The 22388-nt window shown below is 43.3% G+C and carries 23 protein-coding genes and 1 other annotated feature; of the genes, 2 read left to right on the top strand and 21 right to left on the bottom strand.

Annotated features, from left to right (window positions below; all coding sequences use genetic code 11):
- Positions 1–76: 76 nt before the first annotated feature.
- Complete coding sequence (locus tag IGI76_RS06550; protein ID WP_194192930.1) at positions 77–2020, top strand: BglG family transcription antiterminator; 1944 nt, start codon at positions 77–79, stop codon at positions 2018–2020.
- Between the two features lie 147 nt (positions 2021–2167).
- Here the strand turns inward: IGI76_RS06550 and IGI76_RS06545 are convergent, their stop codons facing one another.
- The 17 genes from IGI76_RS06545 to rplU all read right to left on the bottom strand — a co-directional run bounded on the left by IGI76_RS06545 (position 2168) and on the right by rplU (position 16608).
- Entirely contained in the window at positions 2168–2407 is a 240-nt protein-coding gene (locus IGI76_RS06545) for a GlsB/YeaQ/YmgE family stress response membrane protein (protein ID WP_005225767.1), read from the bottom strand.
- A 74-nt stretch (positions 2408–2481) separates the two neighbouring features.
- Positions 2482–2847: a DUF956 family protein gene (locus IGI76_RS06540; protein WP_005225766.1), complete on the bottom strand. Its 366-nt coding sequence runs from the start codon at positions 2845–2847 to the stop codon at positions 2482–2484.
- A 114-nt stretch (positions 2848–2961) separates the two neighbouring features.
- Complete coding sequence (locus IGI76_RS06535) at positions 2962–3873, bottom strand: PTS system mannose/fructose/sorbose family transporter subunit IID (protein ID WP_005225765.1); 912 nt, start codon at positions 3871–3873, stop codon at positions 2962–2964.
- A 20-nt stretch (positions 3874–3893) separates the two neighbouring features.
- Positions 3894–4697, bottom strand: coding sequence for a PTS mannose/fructose/sorbose transporter subunit IIC (locus IGI76_RS06530; RefSeq protein WP_005225764.1), 804 nt, complete (start codon positions 4695–4697; stop codon positions 3894–3896).
- 30 nt (positions 4698–4727) lie between these two features.
- Positions 4728–5720: a mannose/fructose/sorbose PTS transporter subunit IIA gene (locus IGI76_RS06525; protein ID WP_005225763.1), complete on the bottom strand. Its 993-nt coding sequence runs from the start codon at positions 5718–5720 to the stop codon at positions 4728–4730.
- A gap of 69 nt (positions 5721–5789) precedes the next feature.
- Positions 5790–6284 carry a PTS system mannose/fructose/N-acetylgalactosamine-transporter subunit IIB gene (locus tag IGI76_RS06520; RefSeq protein ID WP_026008065.1) on the bottom strand — a complete coding sequence of 165 codons (495 nt, stop codon included), beginning with the start codon at positions 6282–6284 and terminating at the stop codon, positions 5790–5792.
- Positions 6285–6513: 229 nt separating this feature from the next.
- Positions 6514–9288, bottom strand: a complete 2775-nt coding sequence (locus IGI76_RS06515; protein WP_151195364.1) for a sigma-54-dependent transcriptional regulator — start codon at positions 9286–9288, stop codon at positions 6514–6516.
- A gap of 230 nt (positions 9289–9518) precedes the next feature.
- Positions 9519–10052, bottom strand: a complete 534-nt coding sequence (locus tag IGI76_RS06510; RefSeq protein WP_194192931.1) for a GNAT family N-acetyltransferase — start codon at positions 10050–10052, stop codon at positions 9519–9521.
- A gap of 96 nt (positions 10053–10148) precedes the next feature.
- A complete protein-coding gene (locus IGI76_RS06505; RefSeq protein WP_194192932.1) occupies positions 10149–11057 on the bottom strand; it encodes a diacylglycerol/lipid kinase family protein in 909 nt (302 codons plus the stop codon).
- A gap of 146 nt (positions 11058–11203) precedes the next feature.
- Positions 11204–11995 carry a phosphonate ABC transporter, permease protein PhnE gene (gene phnE, locus IGI76_RS06500; protein ID WP_010747988.1) on the bottom strand — a complete coding sequence of 264 codons (792 nt, stop codon included), beginning with the start codon at positions 11993–11995 and terminating at the stop codon, positions 11204–11206.
- A complete protein-coding gene (gene phnE / locus IGI76_RS06495) occupies positions 11992–12774 on the bottom strand; it encodes a phosphonate ABC transporter, permease protein PhnE (RefSeq protein ID WP_005235330.1) in 783 nt (260 codons plus the stop codon). The genes phnE (IGI76_RS06500) and phnE (IGI76_RS06495) overlap by 4 nt, the downstream gene beginning before the upstream one ends.
- On the bottom strand, positions 12771–13559 hold the full coding sequence (phnC, locus tag IGI76_RS06490; RefSeq protein WP_194192933.1) for a phosphonate ABC transporter ATP-binding protein: 789 nt from the start codon (positions 13557–13559) through the stop codon (positions 12771–12773). The genes phnE (IGI76_RS06495) and phnC overlap by 4 nt, the downstream gene beginning before the upstream one ends.
- Before the next feature lie 95 nt (positions 13560–13654).
- Positions 13655–14590, bottom strand: coding sequence for a phosphate/phosphite/phosphonate ABC transporter substrate-binding protein (gene phnD, locus IGI76_RS06485; RefSeq protein WP_015509497.1), 936 nt, complete (start codon positions 14588–14590; stop codon positions 13655–13657).
- A 458-nt stretch (positions 14591–15048) separates the two neighbouring features.
- Complete coding sequence (locus IGI76_RS06480) at positions 15049–15513, bottom strand: GNAT family N-acetyltransferase (protein WP_194192934.1); 465 nt, start codon at positions 15511–15513, stop codon at positions 15049–15051.
- A gap of 109 nt (positions 15514–15622) precedes the next feature.
- A complete protein-coding gene (gene rpmA, locus IGI76_RS06475; protein WP_003126181.1) occupies positions 15623–15916 on the bottom strand; it encodes a 50S ribosomal protein L27 in 294 nt (97 codons plus the stop codon).
- Positions 15917–15928: 12 nt separating this feature from the next.
- On the bottom strand, positions 15929–16273 hold the full coding sequence (locus tag IGI76_RS06470; protein WP_005225752.1) for a ribosomal-processing cysteine protease Prp: 345 nt from the start codon (positions 16271–16273) through the stop codon (positions 15929–15931).
- A 26-nt stretch (positions 16274–16299) separates the two neighbouring features.
- Positions 16300–16608, bottom strand: coding sequence for a 50S ribosomal protein L21 (gene rplU, locus IGI76_RS06465; RefSeq protein WP_005225751.1), 309 nt, complete (start codon positions 16606–16608; stop codon positions 16300–16302).
- A 19-nt stretch (positions 16609–16627) separates the two neighbouring features.
- Positions 16628–16698 (bottom strand) — a sequence feature (ribosomal protein L21 leader region).
- A 169-nt stretch (positions 16699–16867) separates the two neighbouring features.
- On the opposite strand from rplU, the gene IGI76_RS06460 reads away from it, so the two are divergent.
- Positions 16868–17521, top strand: a complete 654-nt coding sequence (locus IGI76_RS06460; protein WP_194192935.1) for a uracil-DNA glycosylase — start codon at positions 16868–16870, stop codon at positions 17519–17521.
- 17 nt (positions 17522–17538) lie between these two features.
- On the opposite strand, the gene leuD is transcribed toward IGI76_RS06460, so the two are convergent.
- The 4 genes from leuD to IGI76_RS06440 are packed head-to-tail and all read right to left on the bottom strand — an operon-like array spanning position 17539 to position 22070.
- Positions 17539–18126 (bottom strand): 3-isopropylmalate dehydratase small subunit, encoded by a 588-nt coding sequence (leuD, locus tag IGI76_RS06455; RefSeq protein ID WP_016612252.1) that lies wholly within the window; start codon positions 18124–18126, stop codon positions 17539–17541.
- Complete coding sequence (leuC, locus tag IGI76_RS06450; protein ID WP_194192937.1) at positions 18126–19508, bottom strand: 3-isopropylmalate dehydratase large subunit; 1383 nt, start codon at positions 19506–19508, stop codon at positions 18126–18128. Before leuC ends, leuD begins: the two co-directional genes overlap by 1 nt.
- On the bottom strand, positions 19489–20553 hold the full coding sequence (leuB, locus tag IGI76_RS06445) for a 3-isopropylmalate dehydrogenase (protein ID WP_194192938.1): 1065 nt from the start codon (positions 20551–20553) through the stop codon (positions 19489–19491). Before leuB ends, leuC begins: the two co-directional genes overlap by 20 nt.
- Positions 20550–22070 carry a 2-isopropylmalate synthase gene (locus tag IGI76_RS06440; protein ID WP_194192939.1) on the bottom strand — a complete coding sequence of 507 codons (1521 nt, stop codon included), beginning with the start codon at positions 22068–22070 and terminating at the stop codon, positions 20550–20552. Before IGI76_RS06440 ends, leuB begins: the two co-directional genes overlap by 4 nt.
- Positions 22071–22388 lie beyond the last annotated feature (318 nt).

The raw sequence follows: 22388 nt of genomic DNA, 5'->3' as shown, positions 1-22388 counted from the left end.
GGGCAAAAGTACGCTTGACGCAGCTTTCCAATTCTAACTATAGTTAGAATTAAATGAAGAAAGGAACGGGAGCATCATGATTAATGAAAAACAGCAAGAATTGCTGAAATACCTCAGCAATGAAAACCGAATTGTAACCAGTATTGAGTTAGCAAATGCTCTAAATATTTCAACAAGATCAATTAAAAATTATGTATCTCAACTAAATACACTCTTTGAAAGTAAAATTATCATCTCTTCAAGAAACGGTTATCTACTCAGCAATCATTCGCTTATTCCAAGTTTATTAGCGCAAACTAATCAACAGATTCCCCAATCCAATGAAGATCGATCCTTTTATATAATTAAGCAGCTAATTTTTCATTCCTCAGCTGAACTACATTTATTTGATTTATGTGAATCACTTTGCATCAGCTATTCGACACTTAAATCATTACTGACAAAAATGAACACAATGTACAAAACCTACAATGTTAAATTTACATCTAACAATGATTGTTTACAGATCATTGGCGATGAAAAGGACAAACGAAAACTCATTCGCTATGTCATAAGCGAAGAATCAGGCAACAGTTTTACGGACATTACACAAATTAAACATTGTTTTCCTGACTTTGATACCGATGCTTTATACAGTATTATTAAAGATGTCTTTAAAAATCATAATTACTATTTAAACGATTTTGCTCTCTCAAATCTGCTATTCCATCTTGTGATCATGATTACTCGGAAATATCAAGGTAACCCATTACGCTCTAATGAATATTTACTGCCAACAATAACTGAACAAGAACAAAACTTACTGGATGATTTATATCTTTCTATAGAAAAAAAATTTGATATTCATTTAAATCCTTATGAATTAGCAGAACTGTCAATTTTATTTCGAGCAAACGCCAATTATTCATTGTCTACGACAAAACAAGAAGTGACTGAGCTGATTGGAACGGAAATTCTTTCTTTGACTAATCGCTATGTGCAAGATATCAACACAATGTATATGATTGATCTTTCAAGTGAAGATTTCACCATACCGTTTTCACTCCATATCAAAGGACTGCTTTTTCGATCAAGAAATCAGCGTTTCACCAACAATCCAATGGCTGACTATATCAAGTTGAATAGCCCGATAATTTTTGACATGGCTATATATATTAGTTTGGATTTAATGGAATCCTACGAAGTAATTATCAATGAAGATGAAACTGCTTTTATCGCTATGCATATCGGTGCTGAAATCGAACGCCAAAATAAAAACAAATCGAAGATCCCGGTTATTTTGCTGTGCCCTGATTATCATTCATTGCGTACTAATCTTTTGAATACGTTATTACTTGATTTTGGCAACCAAATAAACATTGTCCACAGTATTCAATCTGAGGAAGCTTTGCAATCACTTAAATCAGAGGTATCCGAATGTCGACACTATATGATCATCAGTACGATTCCAGTCACAAGGATCAAAAGCGATACCATCGTTCATATCTCTCCATTTAACCTTCATGAACAGTATGATCTGATTCAAGAAGCCATCCTAAAAAACCAAAATAATTATAAAAACCAGAAATTAAGAGAACATTTTGACGAGTTTTTCGAGAGCGATTTATTTGTGACAAAATCAAGCATGAAAAACAAAAATCAAGTTCTTTCACTTCTTTGTAGACGTTTGGAAGAAAAGGGATATGTCGATCCTGCTTTTGAAAAACAAGTCTATCGAAGAGAAGAAGCTGCTGCGACTGCTTTTCAAAATATTGCCATTCCTCATTCAGTACAGATGGATGCAATAAAAACTAGTATCGCTGTTACTATTTCCAAGACAGGAATCCGCTGGGGGAAACACACGGTTTATTTAGTTTTGTTAATTGCGATCAATAAAGCAGACAAACAAACGTTTCGTGAATTATATGAATCGCTGATTGCGCTTTTTAACGACCAGCCTACAATTCAGGAAGTTCGTAATTGTCAATCATTTGAAGATTTCAAAAAGTTAATATACAGTCGCATAGATGTTTACAAATAATCATTTTCCTGTAATTAAGAAAATTTGGACAACAAAAAAACCTGATTTCAAACAGCAGACATACCAATGTATGACTGGTTGAAATCAGGTTTAGTCTTTCATGCAATTTGGAGTATATTTAGATCATTTTTACTCCGTTTTACTAGATTATCTTTTACGTCCCAAAAAGAACGATACGACTGCCACGAAAATGACCGCGCCGATAATCGCTGGCACGATAGCCATTCCTGCTACTTGCGGTCCCCAAGTGCCAAAAAGGCCTTGACCAATCGATGCGCCTACAAGTCCCGCAACGATATCAAAAATACAACCGCGTTTTTCGCCTGCAATGGCACCACCGATTGAACCGATGACCGCTCCAACGATCAATGTCCATAAAAAGTGCATACTAACCCCTCCTAAACTTTCTTATAAAAAGGGTACCATATTGAGAATCAATTGGAAAAATATATGCTCTCTTGTTATTTTCTGCGAGTGAAGGCTCGTTTCAATACATCAAAAAAGCCTAATGAATGCACCATATGGTCTGGATCGACGTATTCACGAATCGCTCGCAAGACTTTTTTTGGTTCTTTTGAGGAGAAGGTATACGTGCCATTCTTTTTGGTGCGGATCGCATAGCGTGGTATCCAACGGCCTTTGAACATGACCGAAGCGATCACATAGTCGACATCTTCCCATGGGATCTGAATAAACTTGCGTTTGTCACGGTCATTGTAAAACTCAAAGGCTTTATCGCCGATCATGATTTTGCCGTACTCATTGATCCCTAAAAAAGACGTAGCATCGATCGTCAAATCCACTTTTGTATTAAGAGATTGTACCATTTGCGCTTACTCCATTCTATATCGTCTTATTATCTTATTATACGTCTTTGCAGCAGGTTTGGCGAATAAATAAAAAGGTACTTGGGTTGCCCCAAGCACCTTTCGTTGAAAAGATTATAACAATCCGATCAAGTGTCCACCGATACCGACTAAGAATAGACCGATAATAATGATGATTGGAGAAACTTTTTTCTTCAATAACCACATACATAATAAAGTAAGCAATAGTGCAGCTAGACCAGGAATCAATTGATCCAAGTTGTTTTGCAATGTTGTTACTTTTGTATCAGTCAACGCACGGCCTTCAGCAACTTGTTGGAAGGCTTGTTGCAAACCAGCAGAGCCAGAAGGCAAGTTCGCCCAATCGACATAAGCACCTTCATCAAGCGGTACGCTTGAGACAACTGGCGCAAATGAGATCGATACCCAACGCTGAACGAGTGACCCTAATACGAACATCCCTAAAATTGAAGCACCTTTTGTTACATCTTGCAACAATCCGCCTGAAAGGTCATCAGTGATTTTTGAACCAGCACGGTAGCCGAATTCTTGTGTGTACCACATAAATGCCCAACGGATGATGTTCCATGCAACGAAGAAGATGATTGGACCTAAGATGTTTCCAGCTAAAGCAAGAGAAGCACCTAGAGCACCTAACATCGGACGTACAGTAAACCAGAACACAGGGTCACCGACACCGGCTAAAGGACCCATCATCCCAACTTTTACCCCTTGGATCGCTACGTCATCGACAGGCGCGCCATTGGCACGTTCTTCTTCTAACGCTAACGTTACCCCTAAGATTGGCGATGCGATATATGGGTGAGTGTTAAAGAATTCTAAGTGACGCTTCAATGCAGCGGCACGGTCTTCTTTTGTTTTGTATAATTTTTTGATTGCTGGAATCATTGAGAATGCCCAACCACCATTTTGCATACGTTCATAGTTCCATGAACCTTGAATGAAGGTAGAGCGCCATGCTACGGCTAAACGATCTTTTTTATTTAATTGAATTTTTTCTGCCATTTTTTTCTCCTCCTTCGATTCTAATAGTCATTCAAGATATCGCCTAGAGGGTCGCCAGTGTTGCTGCCGCCGCCTCCATTTGATGATCCGCCCATTTTAGTTAGGTTCAAGTAGATCAATGCGATTGCTACTGCCAAAGCACCGATAGCAATCAATGTCAATTGAGAAATAGCTGCGATAACGAAACCGATAATGAAGAATGGCCATACTTCACGAGTTGCCATCATGTTGATAACCATTGCATAACCAACGGCAACGACCATACCACCACCGATAGCCATACCATCAGTTAACCATGCAGGCATTGATTCTAAGAAGTTTTGAACAGTTGCAGCAGGAATTGCCAACAATGCAGCTGCAGGAATCGCAATACGAACCCCTTGCATACATACAGCGATCACATGCCACATTTCGATTTTACGAATGTTGCCTTCTTCAGCAGCAGCATCCATAAAGTGAACGATTGGCACAGCCAATGTACGAACGATCATTGTCAAGAACAAACCAGCAACAGCTAGAGGGATCGCAACGGCAATCGCTGTATCAACACCAGCAGTTCCTTGTCCACCTAAAACTAAAATAATTGCAGATGCAACAGACGCCAATGCAGCATCAGGTGCAACAGCGGCACCGATATTTGCCCATCCAAGTGCGATCATTTGTAATGATCCGCCCAAAATGATACATGCTTCCAAATTACCGGTCACTAAACCGATCAAAGTACACGCGACTAGCGGTTGATGGAATTGGAATTCATCCAAGATTCCTTCCATACCAGCTAAAAAGGCAACGAGTACTACTAATACCATAGATATAATAGTCATGATAGACCTCCTATTTAGTTGAATACGTTTCTATTTATTCGCCAATTCATTTTTGGCTTTGCGTAAGATTTCGTCCATGTTGTCTCGAGAGTCATTTGGCACTTTACGCACATCAAATTTGATGCCGCGTCCTTTTAGATCTTCAAATGTCTTCACATCGTCCGTACCCATCGACAATACTTTACTTACAACAACTTTCCCAACAGAGTGAGCCATTGAACCAACGTTCACTTCAGTGATGTCAACGCCGCCTTCAACTGCACGCAATACATCTTGTGGGTTTTCAAATAATAGTAAAGCTTTCGTATTCCCGAAACGAGGGTCTTTAGAAACTTCGATCATTTTGTCCACTGGAATGACGTTCGCTTTTACTCCTGGAGGAGCTGCTTGTTCGATCAGTTTTTTACGCAAATCATCTTTTGCCACTGCATCAGAAACAACGATGATCCGAGATGGATTGACTGATTTTGTCCAAGCTGTAGCGACTTGACCATGTAGCAAACGAGAATCCACACGCGCAAGCACGATTTTGATTTTGCCATCGCCTAGAACGGTTCCCGGAGGAAGTGATCCTTTAGGTTGATCGTCTTGCACAGCTTTTGGTGCTGTCGCTTCTTCTGGTTCAAGCTCTTCTGGTTTGACCTTAACCCCTTCTTTAGCTGTTTCAACGATGTGCGCAGCGATTTCATGCGCAGTGTTCATTGAAAAACGTGAAGCATAGGCTTCGATCACCATTGGTAAATTCATACCAGCAACGATTGCCCATTTGTCTTTGTGATCTTCAAACAAGCTGTTTGCTTGGTTGAAAGGAGTACCACCCCAAAGATCAACTAAGAATAATACTTCTTCTTGATCGTCAAATGTAGCAATTGCTTCTTGCATTTTTGCCTTGATGTCATCTGGACCTTCACTTGGCATCAATGTAACAGCTTTAACATTTTCTTGTTCGCCGAAGATCATTGAACCAGATTGCAAAATGCCGTTAGCAAATTCTCCATGACTTGCTAGGATAATTCCTACCATCTTTTTACCTCCTATATCAAAATTGAAAAATGTGACACGAATACGAAAGAAAAAACAACATCGAAAAAATTAAGGGTGACTACCTTCTTTTTCCAAAATATCCTTCAAAAAGATTTTACGATCAGCTGGAACTTTGCGTATCTCTACTTCTATGCCTTGATTTTGCAAATAAAGCAGCGAAGCAAGATCTTGATCATTGACTGACACGAAATTAGTGATCATCCGTTTTCCCATTGAAAAGCTCATGCCGCCGATATTGACGGAACGAATGTCAATGCCTCCTTTGACCAGAGTCACGACATCTTGAGGGTTGGTAAATAATAACATGACTTTTTGCGTATTAAATAATGTGTTATGCGCCACCTCAAGCATTTTTGCTACTGTCACCACATTGGATTTGATTCCTGGTGGAGCAGCTTCTTTCAAGAGAAACTTCCGTAATTGGTCATTTGCGACCTCATCACTGACCACGATGATTCGATTGATACCAGTCATTTTCGACCAAGCTGTGGCGACCTGACCATGAATCAACCGATCGTCGATTCGGGCAAGACGTATATCCATTCCCATTGTGCAAGCCTCCTACATCCATCGATCCGCTTTTCATATTGAGGATCTGTTCTTTTTTCAATCACCTCCTGTATCCACTTATATAGAAGCAAGAAGCGTGCCAAGTTTTTTCGATACACTATTCTTGAAAAAACCTTAAGAATCAGCATTCGGACAATACACTAAAAAAGATACACTAAAAAATACTGTATCTTTTTTAGTGTATCTGTATTATTTGCAGGATTTAAAAATACATTTCTTTTTCGTGATGGTTTTTGATCAGCTCCAGCAGGTAATACTCTTCTGTCTTCGGCACTTCGATATTCATCAAGCGCGAAAATGATTGGACATGCACATGCAATTGGCCATAAAGAGGATTCTCCTCCATCGCTGCTAAATCAACTTCAGAAACAGTCAATGGTTGACGCAATAAGATCCGCTCCAGCATACCTGCGCCATGCATCACAAAATTGATCTGAAAGCCTTGCTGCGCCCCTACCAAATCCAAATCGTGAATGATCTCTTCGCCAAATTTCCACAACGGCTCTACCACTTTTTTCGCATTGATATAGGTAAAGTTTTCCTCTAAATACCGAACACAGATTTCCTTTGCCTGCCGATCATCTAGCTGCACTTCATCTTCAAAACTCAAATCGTTTTCCAATAAGATATCATCCAACAAAAGATCAACATCTTGGTCGATAAAACGTTCTAATGAAATAAACGGTGCATCGATATGCGGATCAATGATCCCCGTTGCGGCAATCAGCCGGTAGCGCTGTTGAATCTGATCCAAGTCCGTTCTCAGATCCGCCACCGATAAGGTCACTACGTCAACATTTTGATTTTGGCGTTTTGACAATGAGCTTTGGATCAATTCTTTGATGCGCTGCGCTGTCCCTTTCCCCGAAGCGCAGACCGCTAAAATCGCTTTAGGGTGGTGGTTTTGTGTCACTGGTTCTTCTACAGTGACCGCTCCATATCCGCGGAACTTCCGTAATGAATCATAGAGCTGATCGAGGTCCGTGCCGATCACTGACGCTTTACGGACCGTCTCGAGGACGATGGAGGTAGTCACCATATCGACTGTTCGAACAGCCACACCCGTTTCTCGCTGGATTTCATTATTAAATGTCGCTAAGGACCCCATATCGACTAAGAGGATCACCCCACTGCCGTCATTGACTGCTCGTACACTATCCACGATTTTTTTCAACGCCACAGCCGGTGGCATATCTAATGGCATGTCCACCGCTGTCACTTGATCGACTTCCAGCAACTGTTTGACCACTTGTACCATGCTACTGGCTGTGCTGTTGCCGTGGGCTGCAACGACGACGCCAATTTTCCCAGAGGAATGTGTCGTACGCAGTGAAACCAATAGAACTGCCAAGTAATAGGATTCACTTTCAGGAATCGCCACGTGAAAGCTGTCGCCGATGAAGTCGCGGACTTCTTTGGCAACTTCGAACTCTTGGGGGTAATCCGCCACCATTTGACGAATGTTGTCGTTGGTTTGCCGTTCTTCTCCCAAATGGATTTTTTTCAAAAAAGAACTGATATGCAGACTCATCGCGTAAATAAAGTTTTGCTGGAAATCGTAATTTAACCGTTTCCGAACCATCTCATAAATTTGATTTGTTACACTGATCACTTTCTGATCGACAAATTCACTTAGTTTATTGACAGAATTAAAAGAGAATCCGTGATCTTTATAAAAAGATTTTAAATGAACATTGATATCGGTTGAAATAAAATGATTGATTGCTTCTTGATCCAAACCATCTGCTTTTAATAAGGCTGCTTTATCCCCGATGATGTCGTAGAGATTGTAAGGCAATTCATAGGAATCTGATTGAATATTGTTTAAGTTTTGATTCGGTTGAATGCTGATCTTCGGTTCAAGGATCTTAGAAAGCTCCGCCAGCTCATTGCGGCGATTCCCCAAAACGATCAATCCTGAACGAATCCCTTCTGGCAAATCGATCAAATCGATCTCAATCTCATCTTGTTGCATATGATTCAAAAAGCCCCGAGCACAGACGAGCTGGACATTGGATTTCAATTGACCGATATTCCCAAAACTGACACTGCCGATCAACGCTTTGACTACATCTTCTGTCAAGGTGATCGTCCGCTGAATCCGGGACGCCTCTTGCCCGACTAACACCCGAACGAGATCGACTTTTTCTGATGCGGGTCGTTTCTCAAAGAAGGGCAGTTGAATATTGATAGGAATGCGTCGGGTAAAGGTATCTAATAGCGTTGAGTTGGGGTCTTCGGTAGTCGCTCCAACGATTCGGACATTCGCTTGATGATTTTTGCCCGTCTCCCCTAAGCGACTAAACGTTCCATGGTCCATAAAGTAAAAAATCATTTCTTGCCCTTCTGGCGGTAATCGATGGATCTCATCGAGAAACAACATACTCTCATCCGCTTGATCAATAATACCGATCTTCTCTTGATCGGCACCCGTAAATGCCCCCCGTACATAACCAAACAAATGGCTCATCAAAAGCTCTGGGTTATTTGCATAGTCGGCACAGTTAAAGACGATCAATTCTTTGTCATCGGCAATTACTTGATTGCTTTTGGCAAACTGGAACATTGCATGGGCAAAGTAGGTTTTCCCAGAACCAGTAGGCCCTGTGATCAAGCAGTTTAGCCCTTTTGGCGGATACAAGATCGCTGCTTTCGCCTGCTCAACGGCATTTTTCATACTTCCGTTGGCACCGATGATCGTCGCAAAAATATCTCGGTCAGAGGGTTTTCCTTGTACCCGTTGAGGGAAGGCTTTTTCTCTTTGCGGGCGACTTTCTTTGTAGCTTGGCACATACTTTTCCCTACTGCTGGGATCGACCCCTGCCGCCCAGTAGCGAACAGGCCGCGAGTCGCTTTTTTCGACGCGCCCTTCTTTGACAAGCTTATTTAAATCCTTACTGGCATTACTGCGCTGAATGGCTAAATGATCGGCAACTTCTGAAGTAGACAACCCTTTCTTTTCCCCTAAGCCGCTCATCGTATTTTCGACGATATATTGATAAATCCGTTCGATTCGCTTGCCCAACAGCTTCGCCTCCTTGTTTTTTCCACTTGAATACTTTACTCATTTTTCTATAAAAAAGCAACTTTTTTTCCGCACAGAAAAAGCAAAATACTTTGTTCGAAAGAGCAATAGAACGTCCTATCACATGCTACTCTCAGCATAAAGCATTTTGCCAAAAAAAGATATTCAAAAGTCAGGATGCGTTAGGCTTTTTCATTGGGAATGAACGCTGGTACCTTCTCAGGAAACCATTGCAGTTCTTTTTGCATCCAAATCACATCGTGCCATTGATTGAACTTATAGCCGACCTGCGCAAAATCAGCAACTTTCCGATACCCAAGCTTCTCATGAAAAGCCTCGCTTTGTTGATTGCCTCCTGTAATACATGCAGTCAGATTGACCACGTTTTGCGCTTTTAATTTTTCTTCAAGCGCTTGATAAAGAGCGGTGCCGAGCCCTTTTGCTTTGGCATCCGGTGCTAAATAAACGGTTACTTCAACGGTCCAATCATACGCCGCCCGTTCTTTATAGGCTGACGCATAGGCATAACCGACGATTTCACCACCCTCTTCTGCAACGAGATACGGGTAGCGTTTCAAGGTCTTGGCGATGCGTTCCGCGAACTCTTGAACCGATGGTACCTCCGTTTCAAAGGTAATCGGTGTATTTTCTACATAATAAGCATAGATTGCTGTCAAGGCTTGGGCATCTGCAATCGTGGCAGAACGTATCGTCATAGAACCCCTTCTTTCAGTAAATTTTTTCCCAGTATACTCTTTCTGAATAAAAAAAACAATCCGCTTTTGACGGATCGTTTCCTAGTTATAAATGATTTAGCGGGCTTTTTCAGCTCCGCAATACACGGTAAGATGTTGCGGCAGCACCGCTACTGTGATCGGCAATTCCGGCCCTGGATCACCATCGACATTCGTTTCGATCGTTGCCCCATCCGTCAAACGAATCGCAGCTTTATCAAAAGTTTGATAACCAAGAACATCATTTGATTCCGTAACTCCTTTGAGAAGCTCAGGCACACTTTTGACAGTTTCCCAAAGATTCGTATCCTTCAAGTAGATCAGATGTAATTTGCCGTCATCGGTACTCGCTTTAGGCAAAAGAGATTCGAAACCGCCGATCGTATTGGATGAACCAACGATCATCGTACTGCTTTCAACCTCGATTGTCGTTTTTTCGCCATTATTTTCGGCGGTCACTTCAAACGGATGACTTTCATTTTTCCGCACTTCCCGTAGACCAGAAACAAAATAGGCCATTTTTCCCAGCTTGGTTTTTTCTTCAACTTCCACATTGTTGATCGCCGCTGGAATCATACCAATCGCCACCACATTGGTAAAATAGTCTTGATTGACCTGCCCAATATCGATTTTGCGGGTGTGATCCACTGCAAATGATTCGATAGCTTCCTTAGGATCTAGTGGAATCGCTAATGCTCTGGCTAAATCATTTACTGTTCCCAGTGGGAAGAAACCAAAATTTGGTCGTTTGTCGTGAGGGGCTAAGCCATTGACTGCTTCATTGACGGTACCATCACCGCCCATTGCGAAGACACTGTCAAATTCTGCTGCCGCTTCAGAGGCAAAACGCGTGGCATCTCCTTCTTTCTCGGTATGTTTGACCACGACTTCTGAAAAAGCTTCCCGCAGCTTTTCTTCTGCCAGCTGCTCATATTCTTGGGCCTGTTCCCCACCAGAGCTTGGATTGACGATCAATAATGCTTTCATAAAACAGCCTCCTTGTTTGGGTTCATTTTCTATGAATCCAGTATAACAAGTTTCACGAAACCTGTCTTAAACGACCTCCGCCTATCCCCTACAAAAAAACACAGCCTAATCAGACTGTGTTTTTTTCGAGTACTCACTTCATTTTATTAAACCAATCGTTTACGCAAACGCCCAGAAATAAAATCAATGATCGTGACCGTCACCACGATCCCTAATAAAATGATCCCTACACGGCTCCATGAACGCGCATTGATGGCAAAGATCATCGGTGTACCGATCCCACCTGCCCCTACGATCCCTAAGATCGAAGCTGAACGGACAGCCAGTTCAAAACGATACAAGGTAAAAGAAAGAAATTCTGGAATCAGTTGTGGCAATGTCGCAAAGCCTAATACATCCCAGCGGCTTCCTCCCGCACTAATGACGGATTCCGAGGGACCATGATCCATGTTTTCGATCGCTTCGCTATAGAGTTTTGCCAACATCCCAATGGAATGGACACTAACTGCCAAAACACCAGCAAAGGAGCCGGGACCCACTGTTTTGATGAACATGATCGCTAAGACGATTTCTGGAAACGTTCGAATCGCCGTCAGCACGATTTTCCCAAATCCCGATAACCAGCGAGGGCTGTTTTTGCTGCGCGCCGCCCAAAAGGCAAAAGGAATACTTAAAATCGATGACAAAAAGGTCCCAACAAAGGCAATCGCGACGGTTTCGATCATCAGACTGATCAAATCTTCGCCATCACCGGTATAAACATAGCCCCAATCAGGATGGATCAGGCCATAAAAGATCGAGCCGACAATTTGACCGACATTTTCTTTAACACCAGCAAAAGGCACGCCAGCAAAAGCCCAGATATAAAGGAGAATAACGACTACAGCGATCAGCCAATTCCGTATTTTTTTCTTTTTCGGTTCTGCTGGCAACATCATAATAATCGCTCCCTTAATCTATTACTAATGGTATCAATCACCAAAACAACTGCAAAAATCACTAAGACGATGATCGACGTCTGGTCATATCGAAATTGGCTTAAAGATCGTTGTAAGAAAACACCGATTCCACCTGCGCCGATATACCCAAGAATCGTCGATGCCCGCACATTGATCTCAAAGGCATAAAGCAAGTAACTAAGAAAATGGCTCATGACTTGCGGTACGACTGCATAGCGGATGATATCAAACTTCGATCCTCCAGAAGCCGTGATCGCTTCGATCGGCCCTTCATCAATCGTTTCAATCGATTCATAAAACAATTTGGTGATCATCCCAAAAGAAAACACAGAGATGGAGATCACCCCTGCAACCGGACCAATTCCGACAATGGCAACAAATAAAGCCGCCAGCATCAAATCAGGTACCGTCCGAATGATATTCAAAACAAAACGGAAACAACCACTGATCCAATGATTGGTCATGATATTTCGTGCTGCTAAAAGTGAAAACGGAAAGGCCGCCAGTGCACCAAAGGTTGTGCCGATGATCGCCATTTGGATCGTTTGCAAAATCGGCTCAACAATGATTTTGGCATATGCCCAATCAGGATGAGCCATCTTTTGTAAGATGACATTCATTTGACTGCTATTGCTAAAGAACCGTGCCAAATCAACACCTGAAATAGAGCCGCTAACGAACAATACCACTAAAAAAATGACGAGCCAAAGAACATTTTTCCATAGTCCGCTGCGTTTCGGCAACGTATTTGTCGTCATTGTTCTGCCCCTTCCTGCTCTTCCATGATCTCGCTGCCATAAATCTGTTTCAATCGCTGATCGGTCGCTTCACTGACAGGGCCATCAAAAACCAAGCCTCCGTCTCGCAACCCGATGATCCGCGTGCCGTATTCTCTTGCCAATTGGACAGAATGTAAATTGACTACGATGGTGATCCCCAGATCTTGATTGATCCGTTTTAAGTCATTCATGACTTTTTCAGTGGTTAACGGATCCAATGAAGCAACTGGTTCATCCGCTAAAATAATCTTCGGCTCTTGCGTCAAAGCCCGGGCAATCGAAACCCGCTGCTGCTGACCGCCAGACAATTCATCGGCTCGGGTATAGACTTTTTCTGCTAAATTGACCCGCTGCAGTGATTGATACGCCAACTCTTTGTCCGCTTGCGGAAACAGACCCAGCAGCATTTTGATCGTGGGATGATAAGCCACCCGCCCCGTTAAGACGTTTCGCAAGACACTCGAACGTTTCACCAAATTGAAGCTTTGGAAAATCATGCCAATGTCTCGACGAATCAAGCGCAGCTCTCTTCCTTTTGCTTTTGTGATCGACTTGTTATCGATTAAAATCTCGCCACTCGTGATCTCGTGCAGTCGATTGATGGAGCGCAGCATCGTCGATTTACCTGCACCGGATAAGCCCACTACGATGACAAATTCCCCTTTTTTGATATCGATGTTCAAGTCCTTCAACCCCAACACCCCATTTGGGTATTGCTTGGTCACATTCTGAAATGAAATAATCGTTTCGTTCTCTAGAGCCATGATTCTCCTACTTTCTTTCCATTAGGTAAAAATTGCTGTCCATTCGAAAAGGGTACCTCAACTACCGGTACCCTCCCGATCTATTCATCTATTAATTATTGTCCGACTTGTTCCGCATACTCTCTTACGATGTCGAAATTGCTGTCTTGTGAAACAACGTATCCTTCATGAGAGTAAATATCAGAGATGATTTGTTTTCCTTCTTCATCTTTTCCAATCGCGATAAAGGCATCTTGGATCTTTTTGTCCCACTCTTCACTCATATCGCTGCGAACACTGATCGTATCGTTCGGAATCGGTTCGGTAAAGTACATTGGTTCTACCTCATCCATGATTTCTGGGTAATCATTTTTGACCGTGTTACGGGCATCTTCAAAAACGAACGCCGCGTCAACATCGCCATTCAAGACAGATAAGACCGCTTGGTCATGGCCTTTGACTTGAACAGTCGTCACATCCGTATTGATATCGATGCCTGCTTTTTTCATTTCTGCTACTGGCCAAACATAACCGGCAGAAGAAGTAACATCTTGCGTGGCAATCGTTTTGCCTTTTAAATCTTCCAACTCTTTGATGTCGCTGCCGCTTTTTACGACGATCATTGAACGATAGCTATCAACCAATTCATCCGTTGATTCGCCACCAGGCTGCTTGATGCCATAACGCTGTGCTTGCAACAGTACTTTAACATTGCTTTGTTCATTTGCTAAAACATAGGCATTCGGCGGTAAAAAGCCGACATCTACTTGTTTCGAAGCCATTGCTTCGACGATTGTATTATAGTCAGTGGAAACACTCACTGTGACTGGAATCCCCAATTCATCACTTAACAATTGCTCAAGTGGTTTTGCTTTTGCTTCTAATGTTTCTGCTGCTTGTGATGGAACAAATTGAACGGTCAACTTTTCTGGTACATATCCTGCGTCCTCAGCCGCCGAGTCAGTACTTGCTCCACCTGAGCCACAAGCCGCCAGCGTAACTGCTGCCACCAAACCTAAACCAAACATTGCCGTTTTCTTCCAAACTTTCATCACTTTTTCTCCTTTTCATTAAAAAATCGAACTCATGGAATTCCGAACTTTCCTTTTTGATTATAAAAAACCAACGAATTAAAAACAATCTTTTTCGAATTACGAACGTTTTCTTTTTTGATAATGTTCGTGTTTTGACCGAAATCATTCGTGAGCACATTCTCAATAATCAACGTTTTTCGAAAGTTTCTTTCCATTTGTTCTACTTCTTCAGAGTATCAAATGAATATAAGGTTTGTGTTGTCAACGTGTAAAGATTCTGTTAACAGCAAAAGGAACTTTGTGAACAACAAAGCATGGACATACTCGTCATTCTTACCCCAAGTGCACAAAATTTCTTGAAACGTCTAACCAGAAGATGACCGCACACTTTTTTACGAAACAACACAAAAAAAAGCAGAGGATTCCCTTAAGAACCTCTGCTTTTGACCTTATTCTCTTACTGTAGAAAGAGTCATTTACCCTTGATCCGTTGGCAGCTGCAACAAGAGTACATGCTCGTTTTCAATCATTTCACCCGTCAAAACAAAGCCATTGCGTTCGTAAAGCTTCGTTGCGATCTCGTTGCCATCCACAGCGGAGATCCTTAATTCTTGCGCTTGGATATGGGCTTTGAACCAATCTAACCCAGCAAGAAACGCCTGAGTGCCTAACCCTTGATTTTGGAATTTCTCTGCGATCATAAATCGCTCGATCCACCACGAAGCTTTTGGATAATCCTCATCTGCCTCGTAAAAACTAAATAGGATAAAGCCAACCATTTCCTCACCATTGTATAGGGCAAATGCCTGACGAGGTTCCTCATAGATCGCCTCTAACATTGAGTACCAATTGGGCGCAACAAAGTCTTCTTGCTCCTTCGTTGTCTTCAAATTCATGCACGCACGATAGTTTTCTTTCGTGATTTCTTTTAATTGAATCATTACTTCTCTCCTTATCTAAGCCATTATAAATAACTATTTCGTTAAAACGGTTTCATTAGTGTATAAAAAAACACCCAGGTTACTTTTACGTAATCTGGATGTCATTTTCTTATGCTTCTTGCGCTACTGGATAAACAGATACTTGTTTTTTGTCGCGGCCTTTACGTTCGAAACGAACAACGCCGTCAACTTTTGCAAACAATGTATCATCTCCACCGATACCTACGTTTACCCCTGGGTAAATTTTAGTACCGCGTTGGCGATAAAGGATTGATCCGCCTGAAACGGTTTGACCGTCAGCACGTTTCGCACCTAAACGTTTTGATTGAGAGTCACGTCCGTTAGAAGTAGAACCCCCACCTTTTTTGTGAGCGAAGAATTGCAAATTCATTTTCATCAACATGAGATGCACCTCCTAGTTTTCTTTAGTAGTTTTGATTTGGATATAATCGTTGTACTCTTCTTGAACTGATTGCAAGCCGATCAACAAATTTTCTAAAAGAATTTGTGCGATATTCGACTGCTCTTGGGTCAAACGAGAAGGCAGTGTGACTAATAAGTACCCACCATTTTCGTTATCTGCTTCAACTTTTGGCGCAACGCCAGCCAAAGCATCGATCCCATTGACTGCACTGATCGCTAAAGCGGATGCTGCAGCACAGACGATGTCTTTGCCGTATTCTCCTGCTTGTGCGTGTCCAGCTAGTTCAAAAGAAACAATCCGACCAGAGTCATTTCGTTTGAATGTCCCTTTGATCATATTCGTTACCCTGCTTTTCGTAAGAATTAAGCGTTGATCGCGTCAATAACAACTTTTGTGTAAGGTTGACGGTGACCTTGTTTACGGTGTGAATGTTTTTTAGGTTTGTATTTGAAAGTTACGACTTTCTTTTGTTTGCCGTGTTTTTCAACAGTTCCTTCAACAGTTGCTCCTGCAACGATTGGGGCACCAACTTTTGTTGATTCGCCACCTACTAAGATAACTTCATCAAAAGTAACCTTTTGTCCAGCTTCAACGTCTAATTTTTCAACGTAGATTGCTTGACCCACTTCAACTTTTACTTGTTTCCCACCAGTTTTGATAATTGCGTACATGCTCTACAGCACCTCCTTATAATATACTTAGACTCGCCATCCCAAGTGACTTTCGTACTTACTACTTGTTCTGTGCGGTTGTAGCTGTGGAGTCCACAATTACAACAGATTAACTTTATCAAAATGTTTTCCTAAAGTCAATCACTAATTAAGGAAAAGACAGAATTCTTTTGCTACTAGTCATTTCCTTTTGTGCATTTTTTATTTTCTATTACTATAGAAGAAAGAGCATAAGTGAAACAGAATTGGAGGAGTTTTCATGCAATACCCCAAAGAATTAGCCACTGCCGTTCAACAGGCGTCCCGCAGTTATCCGTTGGAAGGATTTGTTCCCGGTCAAGGACCGCTGCAGCCCAAATTGATGATCGTTGGGGAAGCCCCTGGACGAACCGAAATCGAGAATTTTATTCCTTTTAGCGGACAAGCAGGAAAAGAATTGATGAAATCGTTGGCTTTAGCCGGTTTGACCCGTGAGGATGTCTACATCACCAGCGCTGTTCGCAGTCGCCCATACTCCGTCAAAGAACGGATCAACAAGCGCAGCGGTGTCCATGAGATCGTCCATCCCAATCGGACACCTACCAAAAAAGAAGTCTTGCTACACGCACCGCTGCTTGACTACGAGTTGTCCGTTGTAGATCCGCCCGTCATTGCAACTGTTGGCAATATCGGACTGCAGCGATTATTAGGCAACGCCTATTATATCAAAGATCACCATGGCGAAGTGATCCGTTCCAAAATACAAGAAAGCAATCCAACAAAAGATGGCTATCAATGGTCGGAAAAAGAATATTTGATCGTGCCGATGTATCATCCCGCTGCGATCTTTTACAATCGAACGTTGACTCCGCAAATCGAAGCCGATTGGCGAGGGTTAAGAAACATTCTCTCACAAATACCAGCCGACGAATAACGTCCAGTCCCCTAGCCCTACTGCCAATACGCTGGAATCGTCTGCTCATAGGCGGTGATTTTCGCCTCTTCCTGCAACGTGATACTGATCTCATCGAGACCGTGGATCAATTTGTGTTTCCAAGTAGCATCGATTGCAAAGAAATGCTCCTCCCCAGCAACGATCACACATTGCCTTGGCAAGTCGATGCTGATTTTTTCTGAAGCAGGCAGCGAAGCGATCCTTTGGCGAACAGTCAAAGGCAGCTCGATGGGCAGCAGCCCGTTTTTGGTGGCATTCATATAGAAAATATCACCGAAGCTGCCAGCAATCACGGCTTTAAAGCCGTAATCCAACAGCGCCCATGCCGCGTGCTCTCGAGAAGAGCCAGAACCAAAATTATCACCAGTGACGAGGACTTGAGCGGTCTGATATGCTGGATCATTCAAGATAAATGCTGGATTAGGCTTGCGTTGCGGCAAATAGCGCCAATCGTCAAATAAAAATTCGCCAAAACCCGTTTTTTCAACGCGCTTCAAATAATTTTTCGGTAGGATTTGATCGGTATCGATATTGTCATTCATCAAAGGCAGCGTCGTACCTTCAAATTGCGTAAAAGCTTCCATTAACCAACACCTCCAAACACTTCTCGTACATCGACAAAGCGCCCATGAATCGCAGCTGCTGCCGCCATCGCTGGACTACACAGGTGCGTCCGCGCGTTTTTCCCTTGCCGTCCAACAAAATTGCGGTTTGATGTGGAGGCACAATGGACGCCTTCTGGTACTTTATCAGGATTCATTCCTAAGCACATGGAACAGCCAGGCTCCCGCCATTCAAAACCAGCGTCAATAAAGACTTTGTCTAAACCGATCGCTTCTGCTGCTTTACGGACAGGGCGTGAACCAGGAACGATAATACCAGTGACCCCTTCTTTGATGGTTTGACCTTTCAAAATCGCCGCTGCCTCTTGCAGATCAGACAACCGACCATTGGTACACGATCCAATAAAAATGTATTCAATAGGAATATCAGCAGCTGTCTGTCCAGGTTGCAGCGCCATATATTCATAGGCTTGCTGATCATTGTGATCCCGCACTTCAGGAAACGCTTCGCTGACAGGTACCCCCATTTCAGGATTGGTTCCCCAAGTGATATAGGGTTCTAAGGTTGCTGCGTCTAGGGTGATCAGGGCATCATAGCTGGCATCTTCATCGGTATAAAGGGTTTGCCAATCAGACACCGCACTGGCAAACGCTTGCGGCGCAAAGCGTCGATCCTTCACATAAGCAAAGGTCGTTTCATCAGGTGCGATCAAGCCCATTTTCGCCCCACCTTCGATCGACATATTGCAAATGGTCATGCGTTCTTCCATCGTCAGGCTACGGATCGTTTCGCCAAAGAATTCTACGGCATAGCCACCACCAAAATCAGTGCCATGGGTCGCGATCAATGCCAAAATAATATCTTTGGCGTACACTCCCGGCTGCAGCTGACCGGTGATCTCAACTCCCATGCGTTTCGGTTTTGTCTGCCAAATCGTCTGTGTCGCAAAGACGTGCTCCACTTCACTCGTACCGATCCCAAACGCGATCGCACCGAAAGCACCATGGGTGGCAGTGTGGGAATCACCGCAAACGATCGTTTTCCCTGGTTGGGTCAAGCCAACTTCTGGGCCAACCATGTGGACGATTCCTTGGTTGGCAGAGCCATTGTCACACAATTCGATCCCAAAATCTCGACAGTTTTTACGTAACGTGTCCATTTGCTTTTTTGCAACCAAATCAGTGATGGTAAAAATATCTTTGGTAGGCACGTTGTGATCCATCGTTGCGAAGGTTTTTTCGGGACAACGGACTGTCCGTCCCGCTTGCCGTAATCCTTCGAAGGCTTGCGGTGTCGTCACTTCATGGATCATATGCAGATCGACATAAAGCAGCTGCGCTTGCCCTTCTTCTCCTGTGATGACATGCCGATCCCATAGTTTATCAAACAGCGTTTTCCCCATAATTGCTCACTCCTAACTGTGCAATAACCGCTTCTGTAAAGGCAGTTGTCGTTGCTGTACCACCTAAATCACGGGTCAAGATTCCCGCATTCATTACCTCGTAACAAGCACTTTCGATGGTATCCGCTAGCTCTTCCTCTTGAAAGGACTCTCTTAGCATCATGACGACAGATAAAATCATGGAAACCGGATTGGCGCAATTTTGCCCAGCGATATCAGGTGCAGAGCCATGAATCGGTTCATATAAAGAAACCCCTTCTGCGCCATGACTTGCGCTGGGCAGCACCCCTAAGGACCCTGGCAAAACCGAGGCTTCATCACTTAAAATGTCGCCAAAGAGATTTTCTGTCACGATTACATCAAAGTCTTTGGGATTTTGGATGATTTTCATAGCGGCGGAATCAACATATTGATGAGTCAACTGACAATCTGGGAATTCCTGTGCCGTTTCTTCCGCTAATCGGCGCCAAAGTCGGCTAGTCGCCAACACATTTGCTTTATCGACAGAGAGAACCCGCTTCTTCCGCGTACGGGCGATCTCAAAGGCTTTACGCAAAATCCGTCGAATCTCTGCTTGATGATAATGATTGATGTCGTAGGCTTCTTCAGGTTTTTCTGCTTTTTCGCCAAAATAAATACCGCCAGTCAACTCACGAACGATGACAAAATCTGTCCCCCGAAGGATCGCTTCTTTAATGGGAGACAAAGCAATCACCGCATCAACTACTTTGATGGGTCGAATATTGGCGTATAGCCCTAACGCTTGACGCAAATTCAAAAGTCCTTTCTCGGGTGTTATCGGTGCGTTTTCCCAAACTGGATCACCAATGGCTCCTAAAAGGATCGCATCCGCCTGCTGGCAAGCTTGTAGTGTTTCTTGCGGCAATGGCTCTCCAGTAAGTGCCAGCGCCGCACCACCAAATGGCCACGGGTCAAAATGAAAGCGTTGGAGATGGTCTGGACAAGCCGCTTTCAATACCGCAAGCGCACTGGCCATAATTTCTGGTCCGATACCATCTCCTGCTAAAACCACGATCTTTTTCAAACAAGGACACCTCGATTCTTTAGAGCTGCGCTAGCCTGTACATAGGCTTTGGCTGACGCCTGCAAGACATCAAAGTCTAAGCCGATCCCGCTGATTTTTTCATTGGTTTCTTGGCATTCAATAACCACGTGCACTTCCGCTTGCGCATCTTCCCCACTGGTCAAGGCAGTGATCTCATAGTTCAACAACTTCGGCTGCTGCTGGAAAATCTGATCGATCGAGTTGTAGATTGCTTGGATACTGCCGGCACCGATAGCTGATGCCACTTGTTTTTCCTCATCTTTGATGATAGAAACCACCGCTCCTTGATGGCCATTGGACACATATTGTAGCTGAACGGCGTCCAACTCACAGCCACCTTCTTGACTGCGGCCTTGATCAGCCACCAAAGCCAGCAAATCTTGTTCGGTCACTTGCTTCTTTTTATCTGCTAACTCTTTGAAACGTTTAAACAACTCGTTGGTTTCTTCTTGGTCAAACTGGTACCCCAGCTGCTGCATTTTATCGACAAACGCATGGCGGCCAGAAAGTTTGCCTAGAGTCAGTGAGTTGGTTTGTACGCCTACCAGTTGCGGGGTAATGATTTCGTAAGTTTCAGGATTTTTCAAGACGCCATCTTGATGAATCCCAGATTCATGGGCATAGGCATTGCCGCCGACGATCGCTTTGTTTTTCGGTACCGTGATCCCAGACAAACGTGCCACCAGATCGCTGGTGCGTTTTGTTTCGTTTAACTTGATGTTGGAGGTAGCCTGATAGAAATCATTGCGAATATGCAACGCCAGCGCCACTTCTTCTAGTGCGGTATTGCCCGCTCGTTCGCCGATCCCGTTGATCGTTCCTTCCACCCGATCAGCACCATTTTCGATAGCTGCCAGCGCATTGGCTGTCGCCATTCCCAAGTCATCATGACAATGGGAAGAAAAAATGATCGGCTGCTCACTCTTGATATTGGCGATCAAATAGGCAAAAAGCGCACCATATTCCGTAGGATTGGTAAACCCTACTGTATCGGGCACATTGATGATCGTCGCGCCGGCATCAATCGCTGTTTGAACCGCCTCAAGCAAGAAGGCCTTATCGGTGCGGGTGGCATCTTCTGGCGAAAATTGAACTTTTTCAAAGCGTTCACGGGCATAAGCCACATGTTCTTTGATGGAAGCGAGTACTTCTGCTTTCGTCATATTCAGCTTGTACTGGCGATGCACCTCACTCGTTGCTAAAAAGACATGGATCTGGGGATCGATGGCTTGATGAAGAGCTTCATAGGCACGATCAATGTCTTTTTTCTGACAACGGGCAAGTCCTGCAACGGTCATTTTCGTCACCGCCCCAGCAATCGCTTGGACTGCTTGAAAGTCTCCTTCTGATGCAATCGGAAAGCCCGCTTCGATCGTATCGATCCCCCATTTTTCTAATTGCAGCGCCAGTTGAACCTTCTCTTTCGTATTGAAGTTGACTCCCGGCGTCTGTTCACCGTCTCTCAATGTGGTGTCAAAAAACTGGATTTTTCTCATCACTATTTCCTCCTTGGCAGTGGTAGGGGCACGCTTGGCGCGACCTCATTCAAACAAATTGAAAAAATGGTATAAAAAAAGCACTCCATAAAGGGTTTCCTTCATGCAATGCGAATAGGACTCTTCAAATGATGCCTTAAAAAGGCGGGTCATAGAAAAAGAGTCCTTACGATAATAATAATAAAAATGCAGCTGTTTGTTTCAATCGTTTATCCATCGTCGTCACCTATCACTTTTTTTATCTTGTTATGAAGATACCAAACAGCAGGTTCCTCTGTCAACACTTTTCCCTGAATTTTCTGAATATTTCGATAAAAA

Source organism: Enterococcus sp. DIV2449a (genome assembly GCF_051711225.1).
Lineage (GTDB): Bacteria > Bacillota > Bacilli > Lactobacillales > Enterococcaceae > Enterococcus_D > Enterococcus_D casseliflavus.
Note: the sequence above shows the minus strand (reverse complement) of the source record. Positions and strands in the feature narration are given on the sequence as shown.

Coding starts and splice junctions, on each gene's coding strand:
- IGI76_RS06550 (WP_194192930.1), top strand. CDS start 77: ATGATTAATGAAAAACAGCAAGAATTGCTGAAATACCTCAGCAATGAA.
- IGI76_RS06545 (WP_005225767.1), bottom strand. CDS start 2,407: ATGCACTTTTTATGGACATTGATCGTTGGAGCGGTCATCGGTTCAATC.
- IGI76_RS06540 (WP_005225766.1), bottom strand. CDS start 2,847: ATGGTACAATCTCTTAATACAAAAGTGGATTTGACGATCGATGCTACG.
- IGI76_RS06535 (WP_005225765.1), bottom strand. CDS start 3,873: ATGGCAGAAAAAATTCAATTAAATAAAAAAGATCGTTTAGCCGTAGCA.
- IGI76_RS06530 (WP_005225764.1), bottom strand. CDS start 4,697: ATGACTATTATATCTATGGTATTAGTAGTACTCGTTGCCTTTTTAGCT.
- IGI76_RS06525 (WP_005225763.1), bottom strand. CDS start 5,720: ATGGTAGGAATTATCCTAGCAAGTCATGGAGAATTTGCTAACGGCATT.
- IGI76_RS06520 (WP_026008065.1), bottom strand. CDS start 6,284: ATGGATATACGTCTTGCCCGAATCGACGATCGGTTGATTCATGGTCAG.
- IGI76_RS06515 (WP_151195364.1), bottom strand. CDS start 9,288: ATGAGCGGCTTAGGGGAAAAGAAAGGGTTGTCTACTTCAGAAGTTGCC.
- IGI76_RS06510 (WP_194192931.1), bottom strand. CDS start 10,052: ATGACGATACGTTCTGCCACGATTGCAGATGCCCAAGCCTTGACAGCA.
- IGI76_RS06505 (WP_194192932.1), bottom strand. CDS start 11,057: ATGAAAGCATTATTGATCGTCAATCCAAGCTCTGGTGGGGAACAGGCC.
- phnE (WP_010747988.1), bottom strand. CDS start 11,995: ATGATGTTGCCAGCAGAACCGAAAAAGAAAAAAATACGGAATTGGCTG.
- phnE (WP_005235330.1), bottom strand. CDS start 12,774: ATGACGACAAATACGTTGCCGAAACGCAGCGGACTATGGAAAAATGTT.
- phnC (WP_194192933.1), bottom strand. CDS start 13,559: ATGGCTCTAGAGAACGAAACGATTATTTCATTTCAGAATGTGACCAAG.
- phnD (WP_015509497.1), bottom strand. CDS start 14,590: ATGAAAGTTTGGAAGAAAACGGCAATGTTTGGTTTAGGTTTGGTGGCA.
- IGI76_RS06480 (WP_194192934.1), bottom strand. CDS start 15,513: ATGATTCAATTAAAAGAAATCACGAAAGAAAACTATCGTGCGTGCATG.
- rpmA (WP_003126181.1), bottom strand. CDS start 15,916: ATGTTGATGAAAATGAATTTGCAATTCTTCGCTCACAAAAAAGGTGGG.
- IGI76_RS06470 (WP_005225752.1), bottom strand. CDS start 16,273: ATGATCAAAGGGACATTCAAACGAAATGACTCTGGTCGGATTGTTTCT.
- rplU (WP_005225751.1), bottom strand. CDS start 16,608: ATGTACGCAATTATCAAAACTGGTGGGAAACAAGTAAAAGTTGAAGTG.
- IGI76_RS06460 (WP_194192935.1), top strand. CDS start 16,868: ATGCAATACCCCAAAGAATTAGCCACTGCCGTTCAACAGGCGTCCCGC.
- leuD (WP_016612252.1), bottom strand. CDS start 18,126: ATGGAAGCTTTTACGCAATTTGAAGGTACGACGCTGCCTTTGATGAAT.
- leuC (WP_194192937.1), bottom strand. CDS start 19,508: ATGGGGAAAACGCTGTTTGATAAACTATGGGATCGGCATGTCATCACA.
- IGI76_RS06440 (WP_194192939.1), bottom strand. CDS start 22,070: ATGAGAAAAATCCAGTTTTTTGACACCACATTGAGAGACGGTGAACAG.